25 protein-coding genes are annotated in these 24,834 nt (G+C 69.1%); 22 read left to right on the top strand and 3 right to left on the bottom strand.

Annotated features, from left to right (window positions below):
• The first annotated feature begins 38 nt into the window (after positions 1-38).
• Positions 39-1,013: a DNA topoisomerase IB gene (locus tag GVV77_RS06405; protein WP_159617324.1), complete on the top strand. Its 975-nt coding sequence runs from the start codon at positions 39-41 to the stop codon at positions 1,011-1,013.
• 84 nt (positions 1,014-1,097) lie between these two features.
• Positions 1,098-1,442, top strand: a complete 345-nt coding sequence (locus GVV77_RS06400; protein WP_159617323.1) for a hypothetical protein — start codon at positions 1,098-1,100, stop codon at positions 1,440-1,442.
• Between the two features lie 47 nt (positions 1,443-1,489).
• On the opposite strand, the gene GVV77_RS06395 is transcribed toward GVV77_RS06400, so the two are convergent.
• Positions 1,490-2,587, bottom strand: coding sequence for a diacylglycerol/lipid kinase family protein (locus GVV77_RS06395; protein WP_159617322.1), 1,098 nt, complete (start codon positions 2,585-2,587; stop codon positions 1,490-1,492).
• 70 nt (positions 2,588-2,657) lie between these two features.
• Between GVV77_RS06395 and serS the strand changes: the two genes are divergently transcribed.
• Both serS and GVV77_RS06385 read left to right on the top strand, forming a co-directional pair.
• Positions 2,658-3,938 carry a serine--tRNA ligase gene (serS, locus tag GVV77_RS06390; protein WP_159617321.1) on the top strand — a complete coding sequence of 427 codons (1,281 nt, stop codon included), beginning with the start codon at positions 2,658-2,660 and terminating at the stop codon, positions 3,936-3,938.
• A 45-nt stretch (positions 3,939-3,983) separates the two neighbouring features.
• Positions 3,984-4,820 (top strand): HAD family hydrolase, encoded by an 837-nt coding sequence (locus tag GVV77_RS06385; RefSeq protein WP_246199674.1) that lies wholly within the window; start codon positions 3,984-3,986, stop codon positions 4,818-4,820.
• 35 nt (positions 4,821-4,855) lie between these two features.
• Here GVV77_RS06385 and GVV77_RS06380 read toward each other — a convergent pair whose 3' ends face one another.
• Both GVV77_RS06380 and GVV77_RS06375 read right to left on the bottom strand, forming a co-directional pair.
• Entirely contained in the window at positions 4,856-5,485 is a 630-nt protein-coding gene (locus GVV77_RS06380) for a hypothetical protein (protein WP_159617320.1), read from the bottom strand.
• 65 nt (positions 5,486-5,550) lie between these two features.
• Entirely contained in the window at positions 5,551-6,117 is a 567-nt protein-coding gene (locus GVV77_RS06375) for an inorganic diphosphatase (protein WP_159617319.1), read from the bottom strand.
• Between the two features lie 177 nt (positions 6,118-6,294).
• Here GVV77_RS06375 and dacB point away from each other — a divergent pair, with 177 nt between their 5' ends.
• The 18 genes from dacB to GVV77_RS06285 all read left to right on the top strand — a co-directional run bounded on the left by dacB (position 6,295) and on the right by GVV77_RS06285 (position 24,784).
• Positions 6,295-7,725 carry a D-alanyl-D-alanine carboxypeptidase/D-alanyl-D-alanine endopeptidase gene (dacB, locus tag GVV77_RS06370; RefSeq protein ID WP_246199673.1) on the top strand — a complete coding sequence of 477 codons (1,431 nt, stop codon included), beginning with the start codon at positions 6,295-6,297 and terminating at the stop codon, positions 7,723-7,725.
• 85 nt (positions 7,726-7,810) lie between these two features.
• On the top strand, positions 7,811-8,977 hold the full coding sequence (locus GVV77_RS06365; protein WP_159617318.1) for a zinc-dependent metalloprotease: 1,167 nt from the start codon (positions 7,811-7,813) through the stop codon (positions 8,975-8,977).
• The gene (tilS, locus tag GVV77_RS06360; protein WP_159617317.1) at positions 8,970-10,079 is read left to right on the top strand and encodes a tRNA lysidine(34) synthetase TilS; all 1,110 of its coding nucleotides are present in this window, start codon (positions 8,970-8,972) and stop codon (positions 10,077-10,079) included. The genes GVV77_RS06365 and tilS overlap by 8 nt, the downstream gene beginning before the upstream one ends.
• 3 nt (positions 10,080-10,082) lie before the next feature.
• Positions 10,083-10,634, top strand: a complete 552-nt coding sequence (gene hpt / locus GVV77_RS06355; protein WP_159617316.1) for a hypoxanthine phosphoribosyltransferase — start codon at positions 10,083-10,085, stop codon at positions 10,632-10,634.
• A 171-nt stretch (positions 10,635-10,805) separates the two neighbouring features.
• On the top strand, positions 10,806-12,881 hold the full coding sequence (gene ftsH / locus GVV77_RS06350; protein WP_159617315.1) for an ATP-dependent zinc metalloprotease FtsH: 2,076 nt from the start codon (positions 10,806-10,808) through the stop codon (positions 12,879-12,881).
• A gap of 40 nt (positions 12,882-12,921) precedes the next feature.
• Positions 12,922-13,539: a GTP cyclohydrolase I FolE gene (folE, locus tag GVV77_RS06345; protein ID WP_159617314.1), complete on the top strand. Its 618-nt coding sequence runs from the start codon at positions 12,922-12,924 to the stop codon at positions 13,537-13,539.
• Between the two features lie 14 nt (positions 13,540-13,553).
• Positions 13,554-14,471, top strand: a complete 918-nt coding sequence (gene folP, locus GVV77_RS06340; RefSeq protein WP_159617313.1) for a dihydropteroate synthase — start codon at positions 13,554-13,556, stop codon at positions 14,469-14,471.
• Entirely contained in the window at positions 14,468-14,845 is a 378-nt protein-coding gene (gene folB, locus GVV77_RS06335; protein WP_159617312.1) for a dihydroneopterin aldolase, read from the top strand. The genes folP and folB overlap by 4 nt, the downstream gene beginning before the upstream one ends.
• Entirely contained in the window at positions 14,842-15,372 is a 531-nt protein-coding gene (gene folK / locus GVV77_RS06330) for a 2-amino-4-hydroxy-6-hydroxymethyldihydropteridine diphosphokinase (RefSeq protein ID WP_159617311.1), read from the top strand. The genes folB and folK overlap by 4 nt, the downstream gene beginning before the upstream one ends.
• Positions 15,373-15,378: 6 nt before the next feature.
• On the top strand, positions 15,379-15,867 hold the full coding sequence (locus GVV77_RS06325; RefSeq protein WP_159617310.1) for a DUF3180 domain-containing protein: 489 nt from the start codon (positions 15,379-15,381) through the stop codon (positions 15,865-15,867).
• Positions 15,860-16,375 (top strand): PH domain-containing protein, encoded by a 516-nt coding sequence (locus GVV77_RS06320; RefSeq protein ID WP_159617309.1) that lies wholly within the window; start codon positions 15,860-15,862, stop codon positions 16,373-16,375. Before GVV77_RS06325 ends, GVV77_RS06320 begins: the two co-directional genes overlap by 8 nt.
• Complete coding sequence (locus GVV77_RS06315; RefSeq protein ID WP_246199672.1) at positions 16,372-18,171, top strand: PH domain-containing protein; 1,800 nt, start codon at positions 16,372-16,374, stop codon at positions 18,169-18,171. The genes GVV77_RS06320 and GVV77_RS06315 overlap by 4 nt, the downstream gene beginning before the upstream one ends.
• Entirely contained in the window at positions 18,158-19,072 is a 915-nt protein-coding gene (locus GVV77_RS06310; RefSeq protein WP_159617308.1) for a Rossmann-like and DUF2520 domain-containing protein, read from the top strand. Before GVV77_RS06315 ends, GVV77_RS06310 begins: the two co-directional genes overlap by 14 nt.
• Positions 19,069-20,001: a pantoate--beta-alanine ligase gene (gene panC / locus GVV77_RS06305; protein ID WP_159617307.1), complete on the top strand. Its 933-nt coding sequence runs from the start codon at positions 19,069-19,071 to the stop codon at positions 19,999-20,001. The genes GVV77_RS06310 and panC overlap by 4 nt, the downstream gene beginning before the upstream one ends.
• A 94-nt stretch (positions 20,002-20,095) precedes the next feature.
• Positions 20,096-21,550 carry a lysine--tRNA ligase gene (gene lysS / locus GVV77_RS06300; protein WP_159617493.1) on the top strand — a complete coding sequence of 485 codons (1,455 nt, stop codon included), beginning with the start codon at positions 20,096-20,098 and terminating at the stop codon, positions 21,548-21,550.
• A 4-nt stretch (positions 21,551-21,554) separates the two neighbouring features.
• Positions 21,555-21,770, top strand: coding sequence for a hypothetical protein (locus tag GVV77_RS06295; RefSeq protein WP_159617306.1), 216 nt, complete (start codon positions 21,555-21,557; stop codon positions 21,768-21,770).
• Positions 21,771-21,849: 79 nt separating this feature from the next.
• Positions 21,850-22,176, top strand: a complete 327-nt coding sequence (locus tag GVV77_RS06290; RefSeq protein ID WP_120166428.1) for a histone-like nucleoid-structuring protein Lsr2 — start codon at positions 21,850-21,852, stop codon at positions 22,174-22,176.
• 100 nt (positions 22,177-22,276) lie between these two features.
• Positions 22,277-24,784: an ATP-dependent Clp protease ATP-binding subunit gene (locus GVV77_RS06285; protein ID WP_120165834.1), complete on the top strand. Its 2,508-nt coding sequence runs from the start codon at positions 22,277-22,279 to the stop codon at positions 24,782-24,784.
• Positions 24,785-24,834 lie beyond the last annotated feature (50 nt).

Genomic DNA, 24,834 nt, shown 5'->3' with positions numbered 1-24,834 from the left:
ATCTCAGGGTCTTCCGTTCGTCGAAGGTTGGTAGCCGCATGGCACGACTGCGCCGCAGCAATTCGAACAGGCCGGGCATCACCCGGCGCCGCTCCGGGAAGGGGTTCAGCTACCGCACACCCGACGGCGCCCTGCTGGCCGACAAGGCCGAACTGCAGCGGGTGCGGGAACTCGTCATCCCGCCGGCGTGGAAGGACGTCTGGATCGCGCCCTACCCGAACGGCCACGTCCAGGCCCTGGGTACCGACGAGGCCGGACGCCGCCAGTACATCTACCACCCGGCCTGGCGGGAGCAGAAGGACCGCGAGAAGTTCGACCGGTCACTTGAGTTCGGGGCCCGGCTCACCAGCGCCCGCCGCGTGATCACCCAGCACCTGCGCAGCAGCGGGATGGCCCGGGAGCGGGCCTTCGCCGCGGCACTGCGCATTGTTGACTCCGGCGCCCTGAGGATCGGATCCGCCCAGTACGCCGAGGAGAACGGCTCCTTCGGGGTCACCACCCTGCGCGTCGAACACGTCACCATCGAGGGCGCGGCCATCACCTTCCGCTTCCCGGGCAAGAGCGGGCAGCAGTGGGACACCACTCTCGAAGATGAGGACCTCGCCGCCGCGCTTCGCCCGATGATGCGCCGGGAGGAGGCGGACACGGTGCTCGCGTACCGGTCGGCCGACGAGAGGTGGCATCCGATCGACGGCTCGCAGCTCAATGAATTTCTTCGGCAGGTCACAGGGGGACCCTTCACGGCCAAGGACTTCCGCACCTGGCAGGCCACTGTGGTCGCCGCCATGGAACTCGCCCGGCACGACCTGGTATCAACGAGCAGGACGGCGCGGCAGAAGGCGGTCACCGCCACGATGCGCGCTGTCGCGGACCACCTCGGCAACACCCCGGCGGTGGCGCGGAGCTCCTACGTCGATCCGCGGCTCGTCGACCGGTTCATGAGCGGTGAGGTCATCCCGGTGGCCGGCTTCGCAGCCTCGGAGCGGGCGGTGCGCGAACTGCTGGGGGGCTGAGGTGGCTTTCACCGCGGCCCGTTCGTAAGTACGCTTACAGTGGGCGTCCCGTCAGGGGCGGCACCTTCAACGAGAGGCAGCATCATGACTGACAGCGCGAGCGAAGGACGCATCGTCAATCCGGCGGGCGAGGACGAGTCCGGTTCGGATCCCAACCGCCGTGGAGACGTTGGCGACCAGGGCAACGATCTCCGGTTCGCCGAGGAGCAGCAACTGATCAACCAGCAGTCCGAACGGCACGGGGCCGCCGCGGGCGGCACCTCAAAGGAGACCGAGGGCAGCTACACCAGCACCGATCCCGCGGATACCGGCGGCGGCTACACCGGGGCGCAGAAGCCGGAGCAGGAGGGCGAATATCCCGAGAAGGACCGGGATCGGCTGAACAGCCCCGACGACGAGGGCGAATACACGGACCGCGACCGGAGCTGACCCTGCCGGACCCCGCCCCGGTAAGGCCGACACCTGCCCGGGAGGGGTTAGGCACGCCCGGCGGTTACACGGGCGGCGGGGGACTCGGCCGCCGGTTCCCCGCCGGGCACCCGGATCAGCAGGGCGCCCGGGTCGATCCGGGCCGTCAGGGAGGTCACCGCACCGGAGAGGTCCCCGTCGAGCTGGGTGTGCGTGGGCTCCGCGGTCCAGACGGTGACCTCGCGGGCGCGGTAGTACTTGATGACCGGGATCTCACCCCGATGCCGGAACACGATCTTCGCCGCCATCCACAGCCAGCCGGCCAGGCTCCGGGGGCTCATCACCACAATGTCGAGGTACCCGTCGTCGATGATCGAGTCGGGAATGAAGTCGATGCCCGCAGGCAGTTTTCCGCAGTTGGCAAAGAGGACCGAGCGGACCTTCCGGCTCTGCGGCGCTCCGCCGTCGAGGCTGATCGAGACCCGCTGCCGGCGCCCGGGAAGGTGCCGCATCCCGGCCTCGCTGTAGGCGAGCCAGCCGAACTTCTCCTTGAGGTCGTCCTTGGTCGCGGCCACCACGGCCGCATCAAGCCCCACGCCGCCCATCACCAGGAACGGTGCCTCCGAGGCGGTGCCGGTGGATTCGTTGCGCAGCAGCACGGTCGCCATATCGATCCGGCGCTGGCTTCCATGGAGGGCCACCTCGAGGCAGCCGGCGATGTCGTTGTACGGCAGGCCCAGGTTGCGCACCAGCAGGTTCCCGGTGCCCAGCGGCAGCAGCCCCAGCGCGGCGGGCCCGTGCGACATCGCCTGCGCCACGGCGCGCACCGTCCCGTCGCCGCCGGCGGCGAGCACGACGTCGGCCCCCGCCTCGAGCGCCAGGTGCGCCTGGCCGGTCCCCGGGTCCTCGATGGTCGTCTCAAGGATCAGCGGCGGATCCCAGCCGGCGTCCGAGCAGGCCTGTTCCACCAGGGCGCGGGTCTCTGCGGCGTTCAGTTTGACCGGGTTGAGGATCAGGGCGACCCGCTGCGGCCCCGCGGTCCGCTCAACGAGCGGGTGGACCGTTGCGGCGGGGGCTCCCTGGACCTTCAGGCGCCGCACCTGCCACCAGCTCCGAACCGACGCTGCTGCCGCGGCGGCGGTGAGGACGATCAGTTTAGGGCGCATGATTTTTCCAGAGTACCGCCGGGCGCGGCTCCATGCCCGGTGGGGGAAGGGCATTGGGTAGGCTTGGGGCGTGATCGACGTAAACGAGCTCCGCGCTGACCCCGACAAGTTCCGCTCCTCCCAGCGCGCCCGCAGGGCCGACGAATCGCTGGTCGAGGAGATCCTCTCGGCGGATACAGCACGCCGTGAAGCGGTCACCCGGCACGAAAACCTGCGGGCGGATCAGAACGCGTTCGGCAAGAAGGTGGCGCAGGCCAAGGGCGATGAAAAGCAGGCGCTGCTCGCCGAGGTGAAGGAACTGGCCGCCGAGGTCAAGAAGGCCGCGGCGCTCGCCGACGAGGCACGCTCGCTGCAGGAGGCGCTGCTGCGGCGGCTCCCCAACCGGATCGAAGACGGGGTGCCCGAGGGCGGCGAAGAGGACTTCGAGGTCCTGCGGACCGTGGGAACCCCAAGGGATTTCGCCGCCGAGGGCTTCACGCCGCGGGATCACCTTGAGATCGGTGAACTCATCGGCGCCATCGATATGGAGCGCGGAGCCAAGGTCTCCGGCTCACGGTTCTACTTCCTCAAGGGCGTCGGGGCGCGGCTTGAGCTGGCCCTGCTGCAGATGGCGATGGATCAGGCGGTGCAGGCCGGGTTCACCCCCATGATCACCCCCACCCTGGTGCGGCCCGAGATCATGCAGGGAACCGGTTTCGACGTGGCCCACGACGCGGAGATCTACCGGCTGGCCGAGGACGACCTCTACCTGGTGGGAACCTCCGAGGTCGCCCTGGCGGGCTACCACTCCGACGAGATCCTCGACCTCACCGGCGGACCAATGCGGTACGCCGCCTGGTCCTCCTGCTACCGGCGTGAGGCCGGCTCGCACGGCAAGGACACCCGCGGCATCATCCGGGTCCACCAGTTCAACAAGGTGGAGATGTTCAGCTACACCACGGTCGAGGAATCCTACGCGGAGCACCAGAGGCTGCTGGCGTGGGAGGAGGAGATGCTCGCGAAGGTCGAACTGCCCTACCGGGTGATCGACACCGCGGCCGGCGACCTCGGCATGTCCGCCGCACGGAAGTTCGACTGCGAGGCCTGGGTGCCCACCCAGGGCGCCTACCGCGAACTGACCTCCACCTCGAACTGCACCACCTTCCAGGCCCGGCGGCTGAACATCCGGGAACGCCAGAGCGGGGAAGGCGCGAAGGGGACACAGGCCGTGGCGACGCTGAACGGGACCCTGGCCACCACCCGCTGGATCGTGGCGATCCTCGAACACCACCAGAATTCCGACGGCTCGGTCCGGGTTCCGGAGGCGCTGCGCCCGTATCTTAGTGGACTCGAGGTTCTGCCGGTACTGTGAGGCCCGCCCTACCCGGGCGGTGGGTTGATCTGGTTCACTGATGGAATGGCTATCTCATTTTCGGCTGGCATCGAGGACCAGCCCCAGACCCGCACAAAGTACATGGTTGCGCTCGACGTCGACGGTACCCTCGTAGACCACGACGGCTTCATGAGCGACGAGGTCCGCGCTGCGGCCTCCGCTGTCATCGAGGCCGGGCACGACATCATCATCTCCACCGGGCGCTCACTGGGCGCTGCCCTGCCGGTGATCCGGGAGATCGGGCTCGCCCGCGGCTACGCGGTGTGCTCGAACGGCGGAGTCACCCTCCGCATCGATCCGGACCTTCCCCGCGGCTTCGAGGTGATCGACAAGGTGACCTTCGACCCCAGCCCCGCCCTCCGGGCCCTGCGCGAGCGCCTGCCCGGGGCCAAATACGCCCTCGAGGACGACCAGGGCCGTTTCCTCTCGACCGAAAGCTTCCAGGACGCGAGTTTTGGCGCCGAGGCGCAGAGCGTCGACTTCGAGCAGATGCTCGACGCCAATGCGGTGCGCGTCGTTGTTTTCAGCACCGACAGCACGGCCGAGGAATTCGGCAACGCCGTCGAGACGATCGGCCTCCACGGCGTGACCTACTCGGTGGGGTGGACCGCCTGGCTGGACATCGCCGCCGCCGGCGTCACCAAGGCCAGCGCCCTTGAGCTGCTTCGGCGCAGGATCGGCAGCGACCCGGCGCTCACCGTGGCGGTGGGGGATGGGCGCAACGACATTGAAATGCTCGAGTGGGCGGCCCGCGGGGTGGCCATGGGCCAGGCTCCCGAGGAAGTACGCTCGGCGGCCACTGAAGTCACCGGCTCGGTGTACGACGACGGGGCGGCCAAGGTCCTGCGCTCGCTGGTGTAGTCCCGGCTCACTGGTGTTATCCCGGGTGGCGCGGCTCAGTAGGCCAGGGCGGCCGGCGGAAGGACCGCCGGGCCGTGCGCCAGGTCCAGCAGCCGGGCGGCCGCCGGCCGGGTGGCCCACTCCTCCATCCAGTGGGAGCGGAGAACGGCCTTGCTCACGGCCTGGGTGCTGATCCCCAGTTCCTGGGCGATGAGCTTCTGCTGTCCCCGGGCGCCGGGGGTCATCAGGTCGAGGACCTTCCACTCGGCGTCCGTCCGGGTGTATACAAGGTGGCCCAGCAGCCGCAGGACCGCCTCGGCCTCGCCGGCGATCTCTGCGTCGGGTCCCTCGACGGCCAGCGGGATGCGCTCGCCGGTTTTCTGCGCCCGGTTCACCGCACGGCGCGCATACACCAGGCCGAATCCATCGGCGTCGAGGATGGATTCGGGCACCGGCGGCAGGACTCCGCCGACGCCGATGCCCACATGCCAGCGGCGGAAGCGGATGGCGCGCAGCGCCGCGTCCACCGCCGTGCTCGCGGATTCGACGACGCCCTGGAGTTCATCGCCCACCGAACGCTGAAACGGCACCACGGTGGGAAGGTGCCGGAGCTCGCGGATCAGCTCCGGCACCAGGTCGCCCACCTCGCGCGAGTCGCGCTGATTGATGGTGAGCACATATTGCATTGCTTCAGTATGCTTCACGCCCCGCGCGAATTCCCGAAACCCGGCTGCGGCAGGGGCGTCCGTGCCTAGCGGCCTTCGGGGACCGCCGTGGCGTTGTCGGCCTCGACGTCGACGCCGCGGCCCTGGGGCTCATCGGCTGCGCTGGTCTCGCCCTGCAGCTTGAACCGATCCAGCGACGCCTCGACCTCGGCCTCGGCCGCTTCCCGGCCGGCCCACTCGGCGGCCTCCACCCACTTGCCCGGCTCGAGGTCCTTATAGCGGGTGAAGAAGTGCTTGATCTCATCGAGGAGGAACGTCGAGACGTCCGTTAGGTCCTGGATGTCGTCGAAGCGCGGGTCAACCGGAACGCACAGCACCTTGGCGTCTCCGCCGCCGTCGTCGGTCATGTTGAAGACCCCGATGGGGCGTGACTCGACCAGGACGCCCGGGATCAGGTCGAAGTCCTGAAGCATCACCAGGGCGTCCAGGGGATCGCCGTCCTCGCCGAGGGTGTTTTCGAAGTAGCCGTAGTGGGTGGGGTACTGCATCGCCGTGAAGAGCACGCGGTCCAGGCGGAGGCGGTGGGTGTCGTGGTCGATCTCGTACTTGACGCGGGATCCCTTCGGGATCTCGATGGTGACGTCGAGCTTCATGGCAACTCCTCGGTGGTGTGGCTGGCGGGTGGGATTGGCACGGGCCCGGCGAGCCCGGTCCGCGGCGCCCGGCCGCCCGTTTACTGTTTAAACTTCTGCACTAACATATCGGTCGTGGCCCGCTTCCCGGCATTTTCCGCCGACCGGCGTTCCCGTTGAACCCTCCGGAAGGAATCCATGAAGCGCCAGGCCCGACGGCTGACCGCCGTGCTGCTGGCGGCGGTCCTTGCGGTGCTGGCGCTGCCCCTCTCGGTCCGGGTGGTTCCGGCCGCCGTGGAGGAGCTCGCCGGCGGCCCGGACGCGGAGGTGCGCCCGCCCGCCCTCCAGCGCCCACCGGCCGGTGTGCTCGAACCCGGCGTCGTCTCCGCCCTTTCGGACTCGGCGCCGCGGCCGGCCCCGGAGGTGCTCGCCCCGCTGCTCGACGCCGAGCTGCAGGTGCCCGGCGGCGCGGGTCGGTTCACCGGGGTGGTGCGTGACGCCGCCACCGGCGCGGTGCTCTACAGCAACGGACCCGACCAGGCCCAGTCCCCGGCGTCGAACCTCAAGCTGCTGACGGCGGCGGCCGTCCTTGACACCCTCGATTCCAGTGAAAGGCTCGAGACGACCGTGCACGCCGCCGGGGACGGTGTCCTCTATCTCCGGGGCGGCGGCGATGTGCTGCTGGGCTCGGGCCCGTCGGAGACCGGCGCGGTGCGCGGTCACGCGGGCCTTTCCACCCTGGCGCAGGAGACCGCCGCGGCGCTGGACCCGGCGTCCGGCCCCTACAGCGTCGCCGTGGATGACTCCCTCTTCGAAGGCCCGCCGCTCAACCCGTCATGGGCGCAGGGGGATCTCGACGCCGGGGAACTGGCACCGGTGTACCCGCTGGCCGTCAATTCCGCCTGGCAGGACGAGGGCCTGCAGGCTGGGGCCCGCGACGCCGATCCGGCGCTAAGGGCCGCAGAGGCCTTCACCGCCGCCCTCGCCGCCGCGGCCGCCGAACGTGGCATCTCGGTGCTCGGCGGTCCGGTCCGCGCCGCGGTGCCGGACTCCGCGGAAGCGGTGGCCTCGGTCCGATCGGCGACCATTGCCGAGCAGGTGGAGCATATGCTGGTCCTCTCCGACAACTACCTCGCGGAGGCCCTGGCGCGCCTGGCCTCGGCGGCGTCCGGCGGGCCGGCGAGTTCCGACGGCGCCACGGCGCTGCTCGCTGCCACCGCCGACCGGCTCGGCGTTCCGGGCAGCGGGCTCCGGGTCGGGGACGCCGCAGGGCTCTCCGTTGACAACTCAGCAACCCCTGCCCAGCTCGCCGCGCTGCTTCACGCCGTGGCCGCCTCCAAGCAGCCCGCCCTGGCCGGAATGCCCGGCCTGCTGCCCGTGGCCGGACTGTCGGGCACCCTGAAGAAGCGTTTTGTTCCGGACGCCGCGGCGGCGGGCGGGGCTGGGGTGGTCCGGGCCAAGACCGGCACCCTGAGCGCCGTCACGGCGCTCAGCGGCTACGTCGTCACGGCCGAAGGGCGCCTGCTCAGCTTTTCCCTGATGGGCTCCGGGATCGAGGGCCGGACCCCGGAGGCCCGCGACGCCGTCGACCGGGCCGCGGCCGTGCTGGCGGCCTGCGGGTGCCGCTGAGCGCCGCGCAGAACCTGCACCTCACAATCGTGCACGCCGGGGGCAGGGCCGAGCGGCCGGACGCCGGATGTGGTCGAATAAGGTCATGGAGAGCAATGAGCCGACCGTTTCATCCACCCCCCAACGCCCGCAGCTGGTGAACTGGGACTTCGCCGCAGGCAGCGCGGCCCGTCTCGCCCCGGCCGGACCGACGATGACGCCGCGTGAGATCGCCGCCGCGGTCGATAACCTCCGCGCCCAGGCCGACGCCTCCGTGGCGCACGTCCATGCCATCTCCCGCCTTGACGCGGCGCGGGACCTGCGCGACTCCGAACTTCTCATCGTGGACCGGGCGTCCTGGGCGAAGGCCAACACCCAGAGCTTCCGGGTGCTCGTCGAGCCGGCCCTGAACCAACTTGCGCAGTCCAAGCCGGAAATCCTCAAGGCGGCCTCCGTCAGCCTCGGAGGCAACCTCACCGGCGCGCAGCTCGGTGCCATCCTGGCGTTCCTCTCCAGCAAGGTGCTGGGCCAGTACGATCCGTTCGTGCCCTCCCGCAACGGGACCGGTGGGCGCCTGATGCTCGTGGCGCCCAACATCATCTCCGTCGAGCGGGAACTCAACGTCGACCCGGCCGACTTCCGCCTCTGGGTCTGCCTCCACGAGCAGACCCACCGGGTCCAGTTCGCCGCTGCGCCCTGGCTGAAGGACCACATGATCTCCGCCATCTCGGAGCTGACCACCGGGATGATGGACAAGGCCGACACCCTCTCCGAGCGCCTCGCCGCCGCGGCGAAGAGCCTCGGCATGCCCAAGGGGGAGCACCCCGGCCGCCGGTCCGCCGAGGTCGAGCAATGGCCGGACGGCGGGAAGGTCCACGGCACCGGGCTGCTGTCGGTGCTGCAGGACCCCGACGACAAGGCCCGCCTGTCCCACCTGACCGCCGTGATGAGCCTGCTCGAGGGCCACGCGAACGTCGTCATGGACGGCGTGGACGCGCGGATCGTGCCGACGGTGAAAACCATCCGCCGCCGCTTCAACGCCCGTGGAAAATCCCGCGGGCCCGTGGAGAAACTGATCCGCCAGCTCCTGGGCCTCGACGCGAAGATGCGCCAGTACAGCGACGGCGCCAAGTTCGTGCGCCGGGTCGTGGATCAGACCGGCATGGAAGGGTTCAACCTCGTCTGGGAGGCCGAGGCCAACCTCCCCACAGAGCGCGAGATCCACACCCCGGACGAATGGATCGACAGGATGAGCCTGACCCGCCATGGGTAGGCGCCCGCGCCTCAATCCGGTGGCCGCCGCGGCGCGGAACCGGGTGGAGGACGCCCTGGCGGATGTGCTGCTTCCCGCCGGAGCCCCATCCGGGGCCGCCCCGGCGGAGGGGGAGGCGGCGCCGCTGGTGCTGGTGGCGTGCAGCGGCGGCCCGGATTCGCTCGCGCTGGCCGCCGCCGCCGTGTATTTCGCGAAGGCAGGCCGGTGCAGGGTCGGCGCCGTCGTCGTCGACCACGGCCTGCAGGAGGACAGCGCGGCGGTCGCCCGGCACGCCGCGGACCAGCTCGCCGGCCTGGGACTGTCCCCGGTGGAGGTCCGTACGGTCGAGGTCGCAGCCACCGGCATGGGCCCCGAGGCCGCCGCCCGAACCGCCCGGTACGCCGCTCTCGACGCCGCCGCCCGCGGGTCCGGAGCCGCCGCCGTCCTGCTCGGCCACACGCTCGACGACCAGGCCGAGCAGGTCCTGTTGGGGCTGGCCCGCGGCTCCGGAACGCGCTCCCTGGCCGGCATGCCGGCCAGGCGGGGCCCCTACCGCCGGCCGTTCCTCGACCTGCGGCGGGCCGACACCGAGGAGATCTGTTCCTTCTACGGGCTCGACCCCTGGCGCGACCCCTCCAACGCGGATCCGGCCTTCGCCCGCTCCCGGGTCCGCACGCAGGTGCTGCCCTACCTTGAGGAACAGCTCGGCCCGGGCATCGCGCAGGCGCTGTACCGGTCGGCGCGGATCCTCGGCCAGGACGCCGATTACCTCGAACAGCTCAGCTCCGAGGCCTACGCCGGGCTCCGGACCGAGGCCGGCGGGGATATCCTCCTGCCGGAGGAGGGACTGCGGGGCCTGCCGGCGTCGCTGCGCCAGCGGGTCCTCGCCCTGGCCGCCGTTGAAGTCGGCGGCTTCCAGCCCAGCTTTGAACGCCTCCTCGCCGCTGAAACCCTCCTCGAACGCCGGGGCTCCGCGGGCCCGGTCCAGCTCGGCGGACGTGTCGGCGTTTACCGGCAGGTCCGGGGGAAATCGGTTCTTCCGGGCGGGCCAAGCTATGGCAATCTTGTCTTTAGAAACAACCGTCCCGGCACGGAGCCGCCGAGCCGTTCAACCCAGGAGTAATTGGTGGATTCCAACGACGTCGAGTCAGACCTGAAGCACGTCCTGTTCAGCAAGGAACAGATCCAGCAGCGCGTGACCGAACTCGCAGCCGAGATCGACGCCGACTACCAGGGCCGCGAGATCCTCCTCGTGGGTGTGCTCAAGGGCGCCGTGATGGTGATGGCCGACCTGGCCCGGGCGCTTCACTCCCACATCACGATGGACTGGATGGCGGTGTCTTCCTACGGCTCGGGCACCCAGTCCTCCGGCGTGGTGCGGATCCTCAAGGACCTTGAAACCGACCTGATGGGCAAGCACGTGCTCATCGCCGAGGACATCATCGACTCCGGCCTGACGCTGTCCTGGCTCAAGGCCAACCTCCTCTCCCGCGGCCCCGCCTCGGTCGAAATCTGCACCCTGCTGCGCAAACCCGACGCCGCGAAGGTCGACATTGACGTGAAATATGTCGGGTTCAACATCCCGAATGAATTCGTCGTCGGATACGGCCTTGACTTCGCCGAGAAGTACCGGAACCTCGACTTCATCGGTACCCTCGCCCCCCACGTTTACGAGTAGGCGGAGCGCCCCCGCCGGGGCCCGGGCTGTACGCCCACAGGGAACTTATGCCCTAAACCGGACGTGTTGAATCTGAAACCGTGTATATCTTGAGTGTTTCGAGGTGACGGCGGACGGAACACCGTATTTCCGGCATAAGCAGGAGGGACAGGGCACGCAGCCCTGAGAAGAATGAAATATAAGAACATGTTCAAGGGGCCGGTCATCTGGATCGTCCTGGCAATCGCCGGGCTCCTGTTTATCGTCCCCAGCCTGTTCAGCGGCAGCTCCGGAAGGGTCGACACCAACGTCGGCCTCGAGCTCCTGCAGGACAACAGGGTCGAGCAGGCCAAGATCCATGATGGCGAGCAGCGCGTCGACCTGACCCTCCGGGACGACTACGAGGACCTGGGCCGCAGCGTCCAGTTCTTCTTCAGCGCCGCCCGTGCCGAGGACGTCGTCGAGGCGGTCAACGAATCCGACGTCGAGGGCTTCACCGACCAGCCCGTCCAGAGCAACTGGTTCGTCAGCGCCTTCAGTCTGATCTTCCCGATCCTGATCCTCGGCCTGATCTTCTGGTTCCTGCTCAGCCGCATGCAGGGCGGCGGCTCCAAGGTGATGCAGTTCGGCAAGTCGAAGGCCAAGCTGATCTCCAAGGACATGCCCCAGGTCACCTTCTCCGATGTCGCCGGAGCAGACGAGGCCGTCGAGGAACTCCTCGAGATCAAGGAGTTCCTGCAGGAGCCGGCGAAGTTCCAGGCCCTGGGCGCCAAGATCCCCAAGGGCGTGCTGCTGTACGGGCCTCCGGGCACGGGTAAGACACTGCTGGCCCGGGCCGTGGCCGGCGAGGCCGGCGTACCCTTCTATTCGATCTCGGGCTCGGACTTCGTCGAGATGTTCGTCGGCGTGGGCGCCTCCCGCGTCCGTGACCTCTTCGAGCAGGCCAAGAACAACTCCCCGGCCATCATCTTTGTCGACGAGATCGACGCCGTGGGCCGCCACCGCGGTGCCGGCGTCGGCGGCGGCAACGACGAGCGCGAGCAGACCCTCAACCAGCTCCTGGTGGAGATGGACGGCTTCGACTCAACCACCAACGTCATCCTCATCGCCGCCACCAACCGCCCGGACGTGCTGGACCCGGCGCTGCTGCGCCCCGGCCGGTTCGACCGCCAGATCGGCGTCGAGGCCCCCGATATGAGGGGCCGGGAGCACATCCTCTCCGTCCATGCCAAGGGAAAGCCAATGGCGCCCGGGGTGGACCTGAAGTCCGTCGCCAAGAAGACCCCCGGGTTCACCGGTGCGGACCTGGCGAACGTCCTCAACGAGGCGGCGCTGCTCACCGCCCGCTCGAACGCCCAGCTGATCGACGACCGGGCGCTCGACGAGGCCATCGACCGCGTCATCGCCGGCCCGCAGAAGCGCAGCCGCGTCATGAAGGAACTCGAACGCAAGATCACTGCGTATCACGAGGGCGGACACGCCCTGGTCGCCGCGGCCCTGCGCAACACCGACCCGGTCACGAAGGTCACCATCCTGCCGCGCGGCCGCGCCCTCGGCTACACCATGGTGCTGCCGATGGACGACAAGTACTCGGTCACCCGCAATGAACTGCTCGACCAGCTCGCCTATGCCATGGGCGGCCGGGTCGCCGAGGAGATCGTTTTCCACGACCCCTCCACCGGCGCCTCGAACGACATCGAGAAGGCCACCGGCACCGCCCGGAAGATGGTTACCCAGTACGGGATGAGCGAGCGCATCGGCGCCGTGAAGCTCGGCCAGGGCGCCGGGGAGCCCTTCCTGGGCCGGGACATGGGCAGCGACCGCGACTACTCCGACCAGGTGGCCTTCGTCGTCGACGAAGAGGTGCGCCGGCTGATCGACAACGCCCACGATGAGGCCTACGAGATTCTCACCGAGAACCGCGACGTGCTCGACCGCCTCGCGCTCGAACTGCTCGAGCGGGAGACCCTGAACCAGGCCGAGATCGCCGAGGTCTTCGCCAGCGTGCGCAAGCGCGGTCTGCGCAATGTGTGGCTGTCGAAGGACTCCCGCCCCGTGCATTCGCTGCCCCCGGTCGTCTCGGCCAAGGAGCGGGCCCAGGCGGCGCAGAACGGCCAGCCCGCGCCCGAAACCGTCGCACCGCAGGACCAGATCGCCGAGGCCGACATCCCCGGTGACTTCGACGTCCACGGCTCCGACCTCCCCTCGCCCGAGTCCGACGGCGCCGCCGTCGACGGCAAGGGCGGGAGCGGGTCCCGGCAGCCCTAGGGGGCGGCCGGCCCGCGGGCACAGGGATAGGATCAGAGCCGTGACTGACTTCGACAACGACGTGATCGACGCCGCCCTGGCCGCCTCGGGATCCCCGGTGGACCAGCCCCGCATCCAGCGGGCCGTCCGGGAGATCCTCGTCGCGATCGGCGAGGACCCCGACCGCGACGGCCTGGTGGAGACTCCGCGGCGCGTGGCGCGGGCCTACGCCGAAATGTTTGCGGGGCTCCACCAGGACGCCGCCGACGTCCTCTCGACCTCCTTCGAACTCGATCACCAGGAGCTGGTGGTGGTGAAGGACATTCCCTTCTACTCCACCTGCGAGCACCACCTGGTGCCGTTCCACGGAGCCGCCCACGTGGGGTACATCCCCTCGGAGGACGGCCGGGTCACGGGACTGAGCAAGCTGGCCCGGCTGGTCGAGGTCTATGCCCGCCGCCCGCAGGTGCAGGAACGGCTGACGACGCAGATCGTCGAGGCACTGATGACGCACCTCAAACCCAAGGGTGCGATCGTGGTCATCGAGTGTGAGCATATGTGCATGTCAATGCGGGGCATCCGGAAACCGGGTGCGAAGACGGTGACGTCGGCCGTACGCGGCCAGATCCGTGAAACGGCCACCCGCGCCGAGGCCATGAGCCTGATACTTGGAAGATAGGACACCCCTTACCGATGGATTCACTCGCCGCAGCCCCCGGGACCGGCCCGGCCACCTCACCCCTTCCGGTGATCCGGCCGGTGCGCGTCCCGCGCACCTTCGAGGCGCTGCCCGCTGACCGCACCGTGGTGATGGGGATTCTCAATGTCACCCCCGACTCCTTCAGCGACGGCGGAAAGTACTCATCGACCGACGACGCCATCGCGCACGGGCTGCGGATGCTCTACGCCGGGGCCGACATCATCGACGTCGGCGGGGAATCGACCCGCCCCGGCGCTGCCGCGGTGCCCGTCGAGGAGGAGCTCCAGCGTGTGCTTCCCGTCGTGCGGGCACTGGTCAAGGCCGGCGCGCTCGTCAGCATCGACACCATGCACCCCGAGACGGCCGCCCAGGCAGTCCGGGCGGGGGCCGGAATCATCAACGACATCTCGGGGAATGGCTTCGACCCCGACATGCCCGCCCTGGCCGCCGAACTGGGCGTGCCCTACATTCTGACGCACCGCCGGGGGACGGCCGAGACGATGGACTCCCTGGCCACCTACTCCAACGTCGTCGAGGAGGTCATCGCGGAACTCCTTGAGGTGCGCGACACCTTCGTCGCGGCGGGCGTGAAGCCCGGGAACATCATCCTCGACCCGGGCCTCGGCTTCGCGAAGACCGGCGGGCACAACTGGGAGCTGCTGCGCTCCCTCGACCGCCTCGGATCCCTCGGCCACCGGGTGCTCATCGCGGCCTCCCGCAAGCGCTTCCTTGGCACCCTGCTGACCTCGGCGGGGAAGCCGGCGGTGCCGGCCGAACGCGACGCGGCAACCCTTGCGGTCTCGGCGCTCGCCGCCGCGAACGGCGCCTGGGCGGTCCGGGTGCACGACGTCGGCCCCACCCTCGACGCCGTCAAGGTCGCCTCGGCCTGGGCGGGCCAGGGCCCGCGATGACGGCGCTCCGGCAGCTCGACGCAGTCTCGCTGACGGGCATCAGCGCCATCGGCCACCACGGGGTTTTCGACTTCGAGCGGCGGGACGGTCAGCCCTTCCTCGTCGACGTGGTCCTCCACCTCGACCTGCGCCCCGCCGGAACCAGCGACGACCTCACCCGGACGGCCCACTACGGTGAGGTCGCCGAGCTGGTCAGCGCCATCGTCGCAGGGGAGCCGTTCCAGCTGATCGAGGCGCTCGCCGAAACGATCGCAGCCGAGATCCTCGCCCGCTACCCCGTCGAGGCCGTCGACGTCACCGTCCACAAGCCGAAGGCCCCCATCCCCGTGCCCTTCGGTGACGTTGCCGTCACGATCCACAGGAGCAGGCAGTGACAACCGCCTCCCGGACTCCGGAGGGGCCGGCAGGGACCCCCGGGACTGGGGCCGTGCTGGCCCTGGGCAGCAACCTCGGGGAGAGCCGCGGCACGCTGGCGTCGGCCGTCGCGGACCTCACCGGCAGCGACCGGGTGCGGCTGACGGCCGCCTCGCCCGTGGTGCGCACCCGGGCCGTCGGCGGGCCGGAGCAGCCGGATTACCTCAACCAGGTCATCGAGGTCGCCACCGACCTCGGACCCTATGAGCTGCTGGCACACTGCCAGGCGGTAGAGGAGAAGCACCTCCGGACCCGCACCGTGCGTTGGGGGCCGCGGACCCTCGACATCGACATCATCACCTTCGGGGCATGGACCTCGACCGATCCGCGGCTGACGGTTCCCCACCCCCGTGCGGCCGAACGGGCCTTCGTGCTGAAACCGTGGTCCCTGATGGATCCCGCGGCAACCCTCGGCGGGGTGTCCGTCGCCGAACTCGCCGCCGGTGCCGCCGACCTCCCGGGCCTGGCCCTGTGCCAGGAAGGCTAGGCGCACATGATGAGCATTCGGTTCAGTTGGCTGCTTGGCATCGGCATCGTCTCCGGCTTTCTGGGATGGACCGTCAACTTCTGGGCGGGCCGCAACGGCTACCCCACCCCTTCACTCCACCTGAGTTCGCTGCTCACAGTCGCGCTGATCATCGCCGTGACGCTCGTGTTCGGCGTGCGGGTGCTGCGGTGGCGCAACGGCAAACGGGACCGTGAATTGAACCCCATCCTTGCGGCCCGCACCCTGGTGCTGGCCCAGGCGACCGCCTACGCGGGCGCCCTGAGCCTCGGCTGGCATGCAGGCATTTTCGTCGACCAGCTCTCCCTGCTGGCCGTACGCGATACTTTGGGACCGGCGTGGGGGACCCTCGCCCTGATGGCCGGCGGTATCGTCATGGTCGTCGTCGGCCTGGTCGTCGAGGGGTTCTGCAGGATCCCGCCCGAGGATGAGGGCGGTGCCGGCACCCCGGGAACAAGCGAGGGAGAGTATGCGTAGGGAACCGATCGACCCCGAAGGCATTGTCTGGTCCAGGGTATCGCCCAAGTACCTCCGGGTGCGCCTGATCGGCTGGTTCGTCGGGTCGGTGATCTACCTGCTGATCTTCAGCATCCCACTGATCCTCCGGCTCGCCGGGGTGTGGCCGGACTTCCCGCCGTTGGCCATCGCCATTGCCCTGCCGGCCGTCGTGCTCCTCATCAGCGTGTGGAGGGTGCTGCTGCTTCCCCGCCAGGTGCGCGCCCTCGGGTATGCGGAGCGCGACGACGACCTGCTGATCCGCAGCGGCGTCATCTTCCAGCGCACCCTGGTGGTCCCCTACGGCCGCATGCAGTACGTCGACGTCGCCGTGGGTCCCCTCGAGCGCGCATTCGGGTTGTGCACCCTCAAACTCCACACGGCGTCCCCGGCCACCAACGCCGCCATCCCGGGCCTCCCCGCCACCGAGGGAGCTCGACTCCGCGAGCAGCTTTCAAGCCGCGGGGAAGCACGGCTGGCGGGTCTGTGAGCGTCCCGGACCCGCACCCTGGAACGCCGTACCCCGGCCCGCCCCGCGACGGGGCGGATCCGGCGGGCGGGCTCCTGCCGGGCGCCCCGCCGGCGCCGGTGACGGTCGACGACAGCTGGCGCCGGGTCTCGGTGATCTCCCCGCTGGTCCGCGGCTGGATCGCGCTTGCCGCCATTGCGTTCTTCTTCGGCAGGGACTGGTTTGAAGGCCTCTTCGGCCCCGGTGCCCGGGAAGGGCTGCCGGGTGCCATTGGGATCGGGCTGACCATCGCGCTCATCCTGGGCATCGTCGTCCTGATCGCGCTCGGGTTCCTCGTGTCCTGGTACTTCACCCGCTACCAGGTCACTGCCGAGTACGTGCGCGTCAATTCGGGCGTCCTGTTTCGGCAGAACCGGCAGGCCCGCCTCGACCGCGTCCAGGCGATCGACGTTGTCCAGCCCTTCCTCGCCCGCATCTTCGGACTGGCAGAGCTGAAGTTTGAGGTGGCCGATGCCGGCGAATCGGCGGTCCGCCTGGCCTTCCTCCGCCTCTCCGAGGCCCAGCAGCTCCGGGCCACCATCCTCGCCCGGGCCTCCGGCGCCGCGGTGGCCCCCGATGCCTTCGGCGGCATCGCCGAGGCGCCCGAGCGCGAGGTCGTCGCGGTGCCGTCCAGCCGGGTGATCGGCGCGGTCCTGCTCTCGGGCACCACCGTGCTGCTCCTGGCCGCGGTGATCGTCGTCGCCACCGTGACAGTGGTGTTCCGCACACCGTTCGCCGCACCGACCCTCATCCCCATGGCGCTGGGCGTCGCCGGCGCGTACTGGAGCGCGCTCAACTCCGGCTACAACTTCCGGGCCGCCCTCTCACCCGACGGCATCCGGGTCCGGTACGGCCTGCTCGACACCCGGGCGCAGACCGTCCCCCCGGGCCGGGTCCAGGCCGTCGGAATCGACCAGCCGTTGCTCTGGCGGCTCAAGGGCTGGTACCGGATCAACGCCAATGTGGCCGGGTACGGGGCCGGCGCCCCGGGCGAGGGACAGGCACGGGCCACGCTGCTGCCCGTCGGAACCCGCGCCGAGGTGTTCTCCATCCTCGCGCTCGTCCTTCCTGACCCCGGCACTGTGCGCCCGTTGGAGGTCTTCTCCGCCGGCCTTGACGCCTCGGGGGCGGCCGAGGGCTTCACCACGGCGCCGCGGCGCGCCCGGTGGCTTGCACCGCTGACCTGGCGGCGCAGCGGCTTCGCCGTGACCGGCACGGCGCTGCTCGTCCGCTCGGGGTACTTCCACCGCAGGCTCGCCGTCGTGCCCCACGAGCGGACGCAGTCGCTGTCCCTTCACCAGGGCCCCCTTGAGCGCGCCCTTCGGGTGATGGAGCTGCAGCTGCAGACGACGCCCGGTCCGGTCGCGCCCTCCCTGAGCCACATCGACGAAACCGCGGCGCTCGAACTGTTCTCGGGGCAGGCCCGGCGTGCTGCCGAGGCGCGCCGGCGGAGCATCCCCGAGCAGTGGATGAGGCCCATCCAGCAGCCCTCCGGCGCCGTCATGCCTCCGCCGCCCAGCTACGGCCCGCCCCCCATCGAGACGCAGGAGCCGTCAGGCCCCGGCTCATCGCCGCACGAGCCGCCGCACGACCAGCCGCCGCCCGACCAGCCGCTGCACGACCAGCCGCCGCATGACCAGGTAGCGCCCGACCAGCCGCTGCACGACCAGCCGCCGCATGACCAGGTAGCGCCCGACCAGCCACCGCTGAATCCACCGCTTAATTCACCGGACAGGCGACAAATCCCGGAGGGACCCGGTAGCCATGAACAACGCTGAAGCCTCACGCAGACCCGGCCGCCTCGGGGTGGGCGTCATCGGGGCCGGCAGGGTCGGCGCGGTCCTCGGCGCCGCCCTGCGCACCGCCGGACACGCCGTGGTCGGAGTGTCCGCGGTCTCCGAAGCGAGCCGGGAACGCGCGGAAACCCTCCTGCCAGGGGTGCCCATCCTCGACATTCCCGTCATCGTGGAACGGGCCGAACTGGTGCTCCTTGCCGTGCCCGACGACGCCCTCCCCGGACTCGTCGAAGGCCTGGCACGCCTGGGGGTCTGGCAGCCCGGACAGCTCGTGGTCCACACCTCCGGCCGCTCCGGCACCGAGGTCCTCGCCCCGGCCCGCCGGGCCGGCGCCATCCCGTTGGCCATCCATCCGGCCATGACGTTCACCGGACTCAGCCTCGACCTCGGACGCCTCCCCGAGTGCACCTTCGGCATCACCGCGCCCGCGGCGGTCCTGCCGATCGCCCAGGCCCTCGTCGTGGAGATGGGCGCGGAGCCGGTGATCATCGAGGAGGAGAGCCGGCCGCTCTACCACGCGGCGCTGGCCCATGCCTCAAACCACCTCGTCACCCTGGCGTCGCAGTCCGCGCAGCTTCTCAGCGACCTCGGCGTGCAGCGCCCCGACCGGATGCTCGGCCCGCTCATGAAGGCCTCCCTCGAGAACGCGCTGAGCTCGGGGGAGTCGGCCCTGACCGGCCCGGTCGCCCGCGGCGACGTGGAGACCGTACGAACCCACACCACCGCCCTGGCCCGTCACGACGCGGCCGACGTCGCCCTTGCCTACCGCGACATGGCCCGGGCCACCACCCTGCGCGCACTCGACCGGGGCCTGCTCAGCGCCGAACAGGGAGCAGCCGTGCTCGCAGCCCTTGAACCGGCCCCCACCGAGGACGACCGATGACCGAGACGACCCCGGGCACTCCACGGCTCGTCACGACGGCCGGCGACCTCCGCAGCGCCGGCGCCGACCTGCTCCACCGGGCCGCGGAGAACGGCCAGGGCGGGGCCACGCGGCGCCCGTCGCTGGGACTGGTGCCGACGATGGGCGCGCTCCACGCGGGCCACGCGGCCCTGGCCGCGGCGGCCCGCGCCGAGAACGACGTCGTCGTGGTCACGATCTTCGTCAACCCGCTGCAGTTCGGCGAACAGGCAGACCTGGACCGCTACCCCCGCACCCTGGAGGCCGACCTCGAACTGCTGGGCGCCCAGGGGGTGGACCTGGTGTTCGCTCCGGCCGCCGAGGAGGTCTACCCCGACGGCCCCCCGCAGGTCCGGCTGCAGGCAGGCGCCCTCGGGGAGAAACTTGAAGGGGCGTTCCGGCCGGGGCACTTCGACGGCATGCTCACCGTCGTGGCGAAGCTCCTGAACCTCGGTGCCCCCGACGCCGCCGCCGACTACCGCGCCTACTTCGGCCGGAAGGATGCCCAGCAGCTGGCGCTCGTGAAGCGCATGGTGCGCGACCTCAATTTCCCGGTCGAGATCGTCGGCGTGCCCACGGTGAGGGACGCCGACGGCCTGGCCCTGTCGAGCCGCAACCGCTTCCTCTCGGCAGCCGAACGCGAGGCCGCCCTCGTGCTGCAGCGTGCCCTGGGCATGCTGAGGGAACGGGCGGAGCGGAACGAGCCCCTCGACCCAGACACGGTGCTGGCGATGATCGCCAGCGTGCCCGCCGTGAACCTTGAGTACCTCGAGGTCGTCGACCCGCTCAGCCTCGAGCCGCTCGCCTTTCCCTGCGCCAACACTCCGTTCACGGGGACCGGTCTGGCGCTCATCGCCGCCCGGGTGGGTCCGGTGCGGCTCATCGACAATATGGAACTGGACGGCGGGTGAAATCCGGGGATTACCGGACCCCGTAAACTTGGCTACCGTGACGAAAGAAAACCCCACCACCGATGGCCTCTCCGCCGACGACTTCACCGAGCAGATGCGGATCCGCCTCGAGAAGCGTGCCCGCCTGATCGAAAGCGGCAGGGAGCCCTATCCGGTCAAGCCGGAACGCACCCACTCGCTCGCCGAGATCCGTGCGGCGTTCCCGGGCCTTGAACCCGATGAGGCCACCGGCACCCGGGTCTCAGTGGTGGGGCGGGTCGTCTTCATCCGCAACACCGGCAAGCTCGCCTTCGCGACCCTGCAGGAGGGCGACGGAACCCGGCTGCAGGTGATGCTCAGCCTCGCCGTCGTCGGTGAGGAGCAGCTCGCCGAGTGGAAGGCACTGGTCGACCTCGGGGACCACGTGCAGGTCGCCGGCGAGGTCGTCAGCTCGCGGCGCGGCGAACTTTCGGTGATGGCAGAGAGTTGGGCCATGGCATCCAAGGCGCTGCGCCCGCTGCCCACCCTTCACGCCGGAGTCAACGAGGAAACCCGGGTCCGCCAGCGCTACGTCGACCTGATGGTCCGCGAGGAAGCCCGCAGCATGGTCCGCACCCGCGCTGCGATCACCCGCTCCCTGCGCGAAACCCTGCACGCCAACGATTACATCGAAGTCGAAACTCCGATTGTCCAGCTGGTCCACGGCGGGGCGACCGCGCGGCCGTTCGAAACCCACCTGAACGCCTTCGACCAGAATATGACCCTCCGCATCGCGCTCGAGCTTTATCTCAAAAGAGCGGTCGTGGGCGGAATTGACCGCGTGTACGAGATCGGCCGGATTTTCCGGAATGAGGGCGTCGATTCGACGCACAGCCCCGAATTCACCATGCTCGAATCCTACGAGGCCTACACCGACCAGTTCGGAATGGCCGAGCGGATGAAGGAAATGATTCTGAATTGCGCCGACGTCCTGGGGATGCGCACCATCGAAACACCCCAGGGCACCATTGACCTCGACGGCGAGTGGAAGTGGCTCGGGGTCTACCCCGGGTTGTCGGAGGTTCTGGGGCAGGAGATCACGCCGGAGACCGAAGCGGCGGTCCTCACGCGCGTCGCCGACGAGCGTGGAGTGTCAGTCGACCCGGCCTGGGATGCCGAAAAGCTTGTCCTCGAGCTGTTCTCGGAACTCGTCGAGCCGACCCTGATCCAGCCCACCTTCGTGTACGACTACCCGCCGTCTGCCCAGCCGCTCGCCCGGCCCCACCGGAGCAACCCGCGCCTGATCGAGGCGTGGGACCTGATCATCGGCGGCATGGAACGCGGCACCGCCTTCTCGGAGCTGATCGACCCGGTGATCCAGCGCGAGCGGCTCACCGAGCAGTCGCGCCGGGCCGCGGCAGGCGACGAGGAGGCCATGCAGCTCGACGAGGACTTCCTGCGCGCCCTCGAGTACGGTGCCCCGCCCATGGGCGGCATCGGGCTCGGCATCGACCGCCTCGTGATGCTTTTCACAAATACCGGAATTCGGGAATCCATCCTCTTTCCCCTTTTGAAGCCGGAAGCGGGCTGAGCCCATGGAATACCTCGAAGTGCTGCTGCCGTCGGCCACCCTCGCCGTTCTTTTTTACTTTGTGATGCGTACCATCCTCAATGCTGACCGGTCCGAGCGGGAAGCGATGTCCCGGGCCCGGGAACTTCACGGGGAGGAAGATCGTTCCCGAGATGAACCAACTGAAACCAGCGGTCCGGACTCCGGGCCGGATATCGATGGAACTAATTCAGCGAAGTAATGTTTTGACGGCATCCTGAGCGTGCCCCATAATCTAATTAGGGGATATTCGCATACACGCACTAATTCAGGAGCTCATGGTGGCGCAGAAAGTGAAAATCATCCTCATTGACGACGTAGACGGCGGCGAGGCCGACGAAACCGTCCGATTCGGACTCGACGGAGTCCAGTACGAGATCGACCTCTCGGAGGCCCACGCCAAGGAACTTCGTTCGGCGCTGGGAACCTACATCTCCTCGGCCCGGCGCAGCAGCTCGTCCAAGCAGCAGCGCGCCAGTGCCGCCCCCGCCCGGAACCAGGAAGCGGCACAGATCCGTGAATGGGCGAAGGAAAACGGATACAACGTATCCGCCCGGGGCCGCGTGAACAGCGAAATCGTGGAGGCGTACCGCGCCGCCCAGCGTTGACCGGGCCGTTCCGCGCATATTCTCGCCTGTGGCGAACACGCCCCAATTCCTGTGCGGGTACACGTAGCATCGAGTTACGCGTTAGCTAGGAGTGTGTCTCATGTTTGAGAGATTTACAGATCGTGCCCGTCGAGTTGTCGTGTTGGCCCAGGAAGAGGCCCGCATGCTCAACCATAACTACATCGGCACCGAGCACATCCTGCTTGGCCTCATCCATGAGGGTGAGGGTGTTGCCGCCAAGGCTTTGGAATCACTCAGCATTTCCCTGGGTGCTGTGCGAGAGCAGGTCCAGGAGATTATCGGACAGGGCCAGCAGGCCCCGTCCGGCCATATCCCCTTCACCCCCCGCGCCAAGAAGGTGCTTGAGCTTTCCCTGCGGGAAGCGCTGCAGCTTGGCCACAACTACATCGGCACGGAGCACATCCTGCTCGGCCTCATCCGCGAGGGTGAGGGCGTTGCCGCGCAGGTCCTGGTGAAGCTCGGGGCCGACCTCAACCGGGTCCGCCAGCAGGTCATCCAGCTGCTGTCGGGCTACCAGGGCAAGGAGCCGGCTGCTGCCGGCGGCCAGCAGCAGGAGGGAACCCCTGCGGGTTCCGTCGTGCTCGACCAGTTTGGGCGTAATCTCACCCAGGCCGCGCGTGAATCCAAACTCGACCCGGTGATCGGGCGCGAGAAGGAGATGGAGCGCGTCATGCAGGTCCTGTCCCGGCGCACCAAGAACAACCCGGTGCTGATCGGTGAGCCCGGCGTCGGCAAGACCGCCGTCGTGGAGGGCCTCGCCCAGGCGATCGTCCGCGGGGACGTCCCGGAGACGATCCGCGACAAGCAGCTCTACACGCTTGACCTCGGGTCGCTCGTGGCCGGCTCCCGGTACCGCGGCGACTTCGAAGAGCGGCTGAAGAAGGTGCTCAAGGAGATCCGCACCCGCGGCGACATCATCCTGTTCATCGACGAGATCCACACCCTTGTGGGTGCGGGTGCCGCCGAGGGCGCCATCGATGCGGCATCGATCCTGAAGCCCATGCTCGCCCGCGGCGAGCTGCAGACCATCGGCGCCACCACGCTCGATGAGTACCGCAAGCACATCGAGAAGGACGCCGCCCTCGAGCGCAGGTTCCAGCCGATCCAGGTCGCCGAGCCCTCCGTGGCCCTGGCGATCGAAATCCTCAAGGGGCTGCGCGACCGGTACGAGGCACACCACCGTGTCTCGATCACCGACGGCGCCCTTGCCTCCGCTGCGACCCTCGCCGAGCGGTACATCTCCGACCGGTTCCTTCCGGATAAGGCGATCGACCTGATCGACGAGGCCGGCGCCCGGCTGCGCATCCGCAGGATGACAGCCCCGCCGGAGCTCAAGGAGATCGACGACCGGATCGCCGACGTGCGCCGCGAGAAGGAATCGGCGATCGACGCCCAGGACTTCGAGGGTGCCGCGTCGCTGCGCGACAAGGAGCAGAAGCTCCACGACCAGCGCGCCGACAAGGAACGCCGCTGGAAGTCGGGCGGACTCGACGACATCGCCGAGGTCGACGAGGAACTGATCGCCGAAGTGCTCGCGAACTCCACGGGCATCCCGGTCTTCAAGCTCACCGAAGCCGAGTCCTCACGCCTGCTGCACATGGAAGATGAGCTGCACAAGCGGGTCATCGGCCAGAACGAGGCGATCAAGGCGATCTCCCAGGCCATCCGCCGTACGCGGGCCGGCCTCAAGGATCCCAAGCGTCCGGGCGGTTCCTTCATCTTCGCCGGTCCCACCGGCGTCGGTAAGACGGAGCTGGCCAAGGCGCTCGCCGAGTTCCTCTTCGGCGACGAGGATGCCCTGATCACCCTCGACATGTCCGAGTACTCCGAGAAGCACACGGTCTCGCGCCTCTTCGGCGCCCCTCCGGGCTACGTCGGATACGAAGAGGGCGGGCAGCTGACCGAGAAGGTCCGCCGCAAGCCGTTCTCCGTGGTGCTGTTCGACGAGGTGGAGAAGGCGCACGCCGATCTCTTCAACTCGCTGCTGCAGATCCTTGAGGACGGCCGCCTGACCGACAGCCAGGGCCGCATGGTGGACTTCAAGAACACCGTGATCATCATGACCACGAACCTTGGAACCCGCGACATCTCCAAGGGCGTCATGACCGGCTTCCAGTCGGGCACCGATACCAACACCAGCTACAACCGGATGAAGGCGAAGGTCACCGAGGAGCTCAAGCAGCACTTCCGGCCCGAGTTCCTCAACCGTGTCGACGACACCGTCGTGTTCCCGCAGCTCACCCAGAGCGAGATCGTGGAGATCGTGGACCTGTTCCTCGAGCGCCTCGGCAAGCGCATGGCGGACAAGGGCATGACGATCGAGCTGACGCCTGCGGCCAAGGTGCTGCTGGCGACGCGCGGTTACGACCCCGCGATGGGTGCCCGGCCGCTGCGCCGCACCATCCAGCGTGAGATCGAGGACCAGCTGTCCGAGAAGATCCTGTTCGGCGACCTCAAGTCGGGGGAGCGGGTGGAGGTCGACGTCGAAGGCGAAGGCGTCGACGCGAAGTTCACCTTCGTCGGCCACGGCGAGCCGAAGGCCATCGAGGACGCCCCGCCCGCTATCGAGGCGACCGTCCCCGAGTAACACACCGCAGTACCGAAAGGCCCGCCCCGGGAAACCGGGGCGGGCCTTTC

Origin of the sequence: Arthrobacter zhaoguopingii, assembly GCF_009828605.1 — a bacterium.
Taxonomy (GTDB): Bacteria; Actinomycetota; Actinomycetes; order Actinomycetales; family Micrococcaceae; genus Arthrobacter_D; species Arthrobacter_D zhaoguopingii.
The sequence above is the reverse complement of the archived record's forward strand: the minus strand, read 5'-3'. Positions and strand labels throughout refer to the sequence as shown.